The organism is Nocardiopsis nanhaiensis (assembly GCF_054778635.1).
In genome coordinates this window covers 1-1,428 of sequence record NZ_BAAGZJ010000181.1, presented here as the reverse complement: position 1 = coordinate 1,428, position 1,428 = coordinate 1, and the positions used below count along the sequence as shown (strand labels likewise).

Genomic DNA, 1,428 nt, shown 5'->3' with positions numbered 1-1,428 from the left:
GCGCGAGGCCCAGCGGCGCCGCGACCGCGCCGCCCAGGCCACCGTCGCGCAGGCCGTGGTCGAGAGCGCCCGGCTGGCCCTGGAACGGATCGCCGTGTCCCTCGCCGCCGCCGAGACCGAGCGGGTGGCTGCCGAGGCCGAGCGCGAGGCCCGCGACGGCGAGCTCAAGACCGTGCGCGCCCGGGTTCGGGAGCTGTCCGTGGAACTGGAGAAGCTCACCAGTTCCGCGCACAGCGGCGAGGTCGCCCGGGCCGAGCGCCGGATGCGGCTGGAGCAGTTGGAGACCAAGGCGATGGAGGAGCTGGGCGTGGACGTGCCCACCCTCATCGCCGAGTACGGTCCCCGCGTTCCCGTGCCGCCGGCCGCGGACGCGGACGCGGGCGAGGACGCGGTGCCGCTGCCCTACGTCCGCGAGGTCCAGGCCAAGCGGCTCAAGACCGCCGAGCGCCAGCTCAACCAGCTCGGCAAGATCAACCCGCTGGCCTTGGAGGAGTTCGCGGCGCTGGAGGAGCGGCACGCCTTCCTCAACGCCCAGCTGGAGGACCTAAAGAAGACCCGCCGGGACCTGATGGACATCGTCGCCGAGGTGGACGCCCGGGTGCAGGAGGTGTTCTCGGCGGCCTTCCTGGACGTGGAGCGCGAGTTCGCGGCGATCTTCGGCCGGCTCTTCCCCGGCGGTGAGGGCAAGCTGGTGCTGACCACCCCCGAGGACATGCTCACCACCGGCATCGAGGTGGAGGCCCGCCCGCCCGGCAAGAAGGTCAAGCGGCTGTCGCTGCTGTCCGGCGGCGAGCGCTCGCTGACGGCGGTGGCCTTCCTCGCGGCGATCTTCAAGGCCCGGCCGTCGCCCTTCTACGTGATGGACGAGGTCGAGGCGGCTCTGGACGACACCAACCTGCAGCGCCTCCTGGTGATCTTCGAGGAGCTGCGCGAGGCCTCGCAGCTCATCGTGATCACCCACCAGAAGCGCACCATGGAGGCGGCGGACGCGCTGTACGGCGTCACCATGCAGGGCGACGGTATCTCCCAGGTCATCAGCCAGAAGCTCGACCGCCCGGCCTGAGCTGGTTGACACGGGCTGTTGGGTTAGGTGGGCTGGCTGTGGAGATCGAGCATGCAGACTGGCTCTGGGCGCCTGCTCTGGGCGCGTTCTGGGGACGTCCTGGGGCCTGTGGTCCTGGCCGGGGCCTCGGAACCAGGCGTTGGTGGGCCCGCTGGTCCGTCCGTGTGGGAGATGTCCACTACTCGGGGAAAACCCGAAAGTGCAGTGAGGGCAGGGCTAGGGTCGCCTGCCTGTGTCGGGTTTCCCCGTTTCCTGCCGCTTGATGGTGGCCGTCTCCGCTGCGCGCGTCAAGGTCGTCGCCATCGAGCGCTTCGCGCGTCAGTGGCGCTCCACCTTGACCCGCTTCGCTGCGACGGCGGGTCGGC

General features: G+C 70.8%; 1 protein-coding gene. It reads left to right on the top strand.

What is annotated here, in order from left to right:
• On the top strand, nucleotides 1–1,063 hold a 1,063-nt coding region (locus ACYVD1_RS34655), incomplete at its 5' end, for an AAA family ATPase (RefSeq protein ID WP_460778707.1).
• Nucleotides 1,064–1,428 lie beyond the last annotated feature (365 nt).